Consider the following 4,941-nt stretch of genomic DNA (forward strand, 5'->3'; position numbering starts at 1 on the left):
GGGGGACCGGGGGTCAGTCGCTCGGCTTATATCCCCACGGATAAATCCGGGGGCTTTACGCCGATTCTCGGTAAAGACTTTCCTGGGTTGACCAGCGGCTCAGCCGTGGGATCGCCAGTGGAAGGCATTTCCGCTCTCTTGAGGATCCACAGACCCCCAAGGCTCTCGATCGCCCCTGGCGGGATAATCCCTTGGGCGATCGCTTTGTGCATCGGCGAGCGATCGCGGCACAGGTTCCACGAGTTTTCGCATTATCATCAATGCAAGTGAAATCACAATATGCTAGAAAGCCTTAAAGAAGGCGAATCAAACGGGGAGCAGAGGCAACCGGACAAAATGAGCAAGATTCTGTTAGTAGAAGATAATGAGATGAATCGAGATATGTTATTGCGGCGTCTCAAACGTCGGGGTTATGACGTGATTGTAGCTGTGGATGGCGGGGAGGGATTGACAATGGCTCAGTCTGAATTCCCCGATTTAATCCTCATGGATATGAGTTTGCCGATTCTCGATGGTTGGGAGGCAACTCGGCGACTCAAAGCGGCACCGGATACCCAGTCGATTCCAATTATCGCTCTGACGGCTCACGCTATGTCTGGCGATCGCGAAAAATGTCTGGCCGCCGGTTGCGATGATTACGATACCAAACCGGTGGAATTTCCCCGGCTATTGGAAAAAATTCAGTTGCATATCTCGAAACAACCCACCTCATAAGGGTTGTTCTGGGGCGTAGCCGCCTCGCAGGGGTATGGGCAACCCTCTCCACTGACCAGCCGTCTGTTCGTCCTCTCGACAGGAAGCATTCCCGGGGTTTTAACTCCACTACTCTCATCGAGGCGCTTTGCAAACGTCGAGGATCCCTTACCGCTTTAGCCATAGGGACTGCATCTGGCATGGATCTTTCTTCCACTTCTTTCGCGGTTTTAAACTATCCTCGCACTGATTGGCTTACTGATTTTTTTCCCAACGTTTCCGCCTAAATCGCTCCCTAAATTGAAGCAGAGCATCAGAGGTAAAATGTTCTATTTGTGGGAATTTTTTATATTCTTATGTCCCCTTTCATGCAATTATAATAATTGATTTGAGACTGGCTAGATTGCACTATTTGGCTGCATAGGTGGTGGGAAAAAACTGTTAAAACTCAGAATCATCAAGGGTGGATTTACAGGTAAAGTTATCGGAACCGACTGGCTGTAAAAAAAACGATTATCAAGCGCCGAATGCAATGTCTATCCATCCGCTATCTCAAACTTGTAAGGAACATCAAACTATGGACTCTGTTACCGAGAATCGGTCGTTTGGCATTGTCCGAACTTACGGACTGATAGGAGTGAGTGCCGGGTTGTGTCTCTGTGGGAGCGCATGGAGTTTAGATATTTTGAGGGGCAATTTGAGCTGGTCGATCGCCGCGATCGCTGCGATCCATCAATTGAATCCGTTACACTGGTTGATTGATTGTTCTCCGTTCCTCTTCGGATACCTCGGCACGAAACTCGGTCAATTCAAACAAGCCAACCAGCAATTAAATGCTGACAAAAACCGCTTACAACGTCTCAGCGAGCGCCAACCCCCAGCAGAAAACCCACCGGGGGGCGATCGCCTCTTGTTTTGTCACACCACCGCAGAACACCACCTGCTCGATTCCCACCACCCGCCCCTCGCCACCCTCGAATTTAACCGGAATGGGGAAATAAAAGCTTGGAATTCAGCAGCCGAAACCCTTTTTGGCTATAGCATTCAGGAAGCTTTGGGACAACATCCCCTTAATTTTCTGATTCCGGAAGGCTTTCAAAAGCAGTTTACCGAACGCTGGAATGAGTCGATGCAGCAAAAACGTAGCGTTGGTTGGATCGGCGAGCAGCGAACAAAACCGGGGGAAATTATCGTTTGCCAATGGTACAATACCCCGATTTTCGATAAGAATGGTGAGGCGATCGCCGCGATCGCGTTAGTTTTCCCGATTACCCCCCAGATGCAGCTCGAGGCTGCATTGCGCGAAAGCGAAGCGAGATTTCGCTGTTTATCCGAGGCAACCTTTGAAGGTATTCTCATTCACGAGTCAGGCACAATTATCGATGTCAATCAAACCTTGGTGGAGATGAGCGGGTATGAAGCAGAAGAATTGATCGGCACCAATGGGTTGGAATTACTAACGCCTGAATCTCGGAAAATCGCCTTAGAAAATATTAAAGCCGGGGTAGAAACCCCTTATGAAGCAGAAGCGATCCGCAAAGATGGGTCGCGATTTCCGGTAGAAATCCAGGGGAAAAGGATTCGCGATCGCGGCAGGTCACTCCGGGTGGCGGCGGTGCGAAATATCCGCGATCGCAAGCGCGCTCAGCAAATGGAACGGGAATTAATCGCCTCGTTACAAGAAAGTCAGCGCACCCTCTCCACTGTGCTGAGCAATCTTCCCGGAATGGCCTATCGCTGTCGTAATGACCGCAACTGGACGTTTGAATTTGTCAGTGAAGGATCGGTGGCGTTAACCGGCTATTACCCCAAACAGTTCCTCGATGACAAAAACATTTCCTTGGCTCAACTCATCCATCCCGAAGACCGAGAGCGGGTTTGGCAGGAAGTGCAAGCGGCTTTGTCGGCCAAAAACCCTTTTGACCTCACCTACCGGATGATCGCCGCTGACGGCGCACTCAAGTGGGTTTCCGAGCAAGGTTGCGGCGTCTTCAGTCCCACCGGAGAACTGCTGTGCTTAGAAGGATTTATCTGCGATATTACCGAACAAACCCGATCGCTCGAAGCTCTCTGTCAAAGCGAAACTCGCTATCGGACAATCTGCGAACTGGTGTCGGATTACGTTTATTCTATCACCCTCTCGCAGTCCAATCAGCCGATCGCTGAATGGGTCGCGGACTCCTTTTACGAAATTGCAGGCTACCGATTAGAAGAGCTGGACCGTCAACAAGGGTGGTCTTCCCTGATTCATCCGGAAGATTTGCCCCGTTTCGAGCGCTTTCAAGCTACTTTACTCGCTAACCATTCCGGCGTGTTAGAATATCGTATTTTCACTAAATCGGGGGAAATCCGCTGGTTGCGCGATTCGGCGCGCCCGATTTGGGACGATCGCGAGCAACGGGTAACTCGGATTCTCGGTTCGGTCCAAGATATTACCGAAACGAAGCAATCGCGATCGCAAATGCTCGATACTCTCTCCCTGTTGAGCAAAAGTGAAGCGAGGAACCGCGCCTTGCTCAATGCTATCCCCGATTTAATGTTTCGATTCGATCGCGACGGTACCGTTTTGGATTTTAAATCCGTTAAAGGGGTCAATTTAGCCGGGATTGAAAATAAATTTTTGGGCCGCAACCTCCGGGAAGTCTTGCCCGACTATGTGGCCTCTCAATGCATCAACGCCCTGCAAAAAACCTTGCACACCGGGGACATTGAAATCTTTGAGTACGAATTGCCAATTAATGGCGAATTATTTAGTTACGAAAGCCGGGTGATGGCCAGTGGAGAAGATGAAGCTCTGGCCATCGTCCGCGATATCACCGAACGCAAGCGATCGGAAGTGGAAAAAAGCCGGTTAATCGCTTCCCTACAAGCCAGTGAAGAAAAATATCGCTCGGTGGTCGATACCATTGAAGAAGTTATTTTTAAAACCGATAGTCACGGCAAGTGGACCTTTCTCAATCCCGCCTGGACTCAAATCACGGGATACTCCGTTGAGGAAAGTTTGTCTACCGATTTTATCGATTACGTTCATCCGGACGAACAAGCGGCCAGTCGGAAAAAGTTTGCCCAATTAATGACTCGCGAAGCAGACTATTGTCACCATGAAACTTGTTACCTCACCAAAGATGGTGCGAGTCGTTGGATGGAAGTTCACGCCCGCGTTCAGTTAGCTGAAAATGGCACGATTTTAGGCACGTCTGGCACGTTGAACGATATCACGGAGCGACGGCTTGCAGAACAAGAATTACAAAAAGCTAAAGCTGCTGCTGAAGCGGCAAACCAAGCTAAAAGTGCGTTTCTGGCAAATATGAGTCACGAACTGCGAACCCCTCTGAATGCGATCGTCGGCTATAGTGAAATGCTCCAAGAAGATGCAGAAGAATTGGGAGATGAAAATTTACTCGGTGATTTGCAAAGAATTAATAATGCTGGGAAACATCTGCTAGCTTTGATTAACGATCTCCTGGATATTTCTAAAATCGAAGCCGGTAAAATGGATTTGTATTTGGAACGGTTCGACCTTCGCACTTTGATTTATAATGTGGTGTCAACTTCCCAACCGACAATCGAGAAAAATAACAATACTTTATCGGTGATTTGTCACAACCATCTGGGTAGCATGTACGCCGACCTGACCAAAGTTCGCCAAGTGTTGTTGAATTTATTAAGTAACGCGGCTAAATTTACCGAAAATGGCACCATTACTTTAGAAGTAACCCGCTACTCGGCTTTACCCCCTGGGGCTGATGTGGTTCGCCCTACCCAAATGTCTTCAGCGGGAATGCAAAATCACGAGCTAGCAGCAGGTAAAAACCTCGACTCGGAAGGGGCGATCGCGTCTCCCGAACTCGGGGTCAATGATAAAATCACATTTACGGTCACCGATACCGGAATTGGCATGAGTGCGGCGCAAATCGAACAGATTTTCCATCCCTTTACTCAAGGTGATGTGTCCACCACCCGCAAATATGGGGGCACCGGCTTGGGACTGTCTATCAGCCAACGGTTCTGCAAGATGATGGGGGGCGAAATTACCGTCACTAGCGAGTTGGGAGTGGGGTCGCGCTTCACGGTCTCGATGTGGGCGATGGTTCCCGAAAAGAATACCTCTACTTCTCATTCCACTTCTTCCGGATAGACCCTCTTGTAACTCCCGATTCCTGATTTGATTGTGTCAGGGACTCCGTAGAAACCAACCCCATGTCTAAAGCCAGGGGCTTGTACTTCTAACCACCTGACCAGCCTAAA

Annotated in this window: 3 protein-coding genes; all 3 read left to right on the top strand. The window is 49.3% G+C overall.

Annotated elements, in window-relative coordinates; all coding sequences use genetic code 11:
* A partial coding sequence (locus LKK83_RS21480; RefSeq protein ID WP_324633380.1) for a hypothetical protein occupies positions 1-270 on the top strand: 270 nt, incomplete at its 5' end.
* Positions 271-336: 66 nt separating this feature from the next.
* Positions 337-714: a response regulator gene (locus LKK83_RS21485; protein ID WP_324633382.1), complete on the top strand. Its 378-nt coding sequence runs from the start codon at positions 337-339 to the stop codon at positions 712-714.
* A gap of 556 nt (positions 715-1,270) precedes the next feature.
* Positions 1,271-4,831 (top strand): PAS domain-containing sensor histidine kinase, encoded by a 3,561-nt coding sequence (locus LKK83_RS21490; RefSeq protein WP_324633384.1) that lies wholly within the window; start codon positions 1,271-1,273, stop codon positions 4,829-4,831.
* Positions 4,832-4,941: the final 110 nt, after the last annotated feature.

It is taken from the genome of Phormidium sp. CCY1219 (assembly GCF_035615515.1).
Lineage (GTDB): Bacteria > Cyanobacteriota > Cyanobacteriia > Cyanobacteriales > Laspinemataceae > CCY1219.

Excerpts from the sequence above, each read along its gene's own strand:
- LKK83_RS21485 (WP_324633382.1), top strand. The coding sequence starts at position 337 with ATGAGCAAGATTCTGTTAGTAGAAGATAATGAGATGAATCGAGATATG.
- LKK83_RS21490 (WP_324633384.1), top strand. The coding sequence starts at position 1,271 with ATGGACTCTGTTACCGAGAATCGGTCGTTTGGCATTGTCCGAACTTAC.